This window comes from Nocardia noduli, from assembly GCF_019038455.1.
GTDB classification, from domain to species: Bacteria; Actinomycetota; Actinomycetes; order Mycobacteriales; family Mycobacteriaceae; genus Nocardia; species Nocardia noduli.
Genome location: NZ_JAFMPL010000281.1, coordinates 1 through 446, shown reverse-complemented (window position 1 = coordinate 446; position 446 = coordinate 1). Strand labels below are relative to the sequence as shown.

At 67.3% G+C, this 446-nt stretch carries 1 protein-coding gene; it reads right to left on the bottom strand.

The annotated features are described in order from the left end of the window. On the bottom strand, window positions 1–446 hold a 446-nt coding region (locus JZ792_RS43720), incomplete at both ends, for an efflux RND transporter permease subunit (RefSeq protein ID WP_216918445.1).

Sequence of the window (446 nt, the reverse complement as noted above, 5' to 3'; positions counted from 1 at the left end):
CGACAGCATGACGATGAGCGTCTCGGTCAGGCGCCGGAAATTAATGAACAGCAGCAGGAAGACCACGAGCAGCGTCAGCGGCACCACGACCTTCAGGCGCGCCTCGGCCCGCTCCAGGTATTCGTACTGCCCGCTCCACTGCAGGGTCGTGCCGTGCGGGAGCTTGACCTCGTCCGCCACGGCCTTGCGCGCATCGGCCACGTAGCCGCCAAGGTCGCGCCCATTGATGTCGACGAAGATGTAGACCGCAAGCTGTCCGTTCTCCGTTCGGATCGAGGTCGGGCCGCGGGTCAGCGCAACCTTGGCGACCTCGCGCAGTGGAACCGTACCCCCGGCCGGGAGCGGCACCTGAACCTCGTCGGCGATGGCCCGCGGATCGGAGCGGAGGGCCCGGGGGTAGCGGACGTTGACGGTGTAGCGTTCGCGTCCCTCGACGGTGTTCGTCA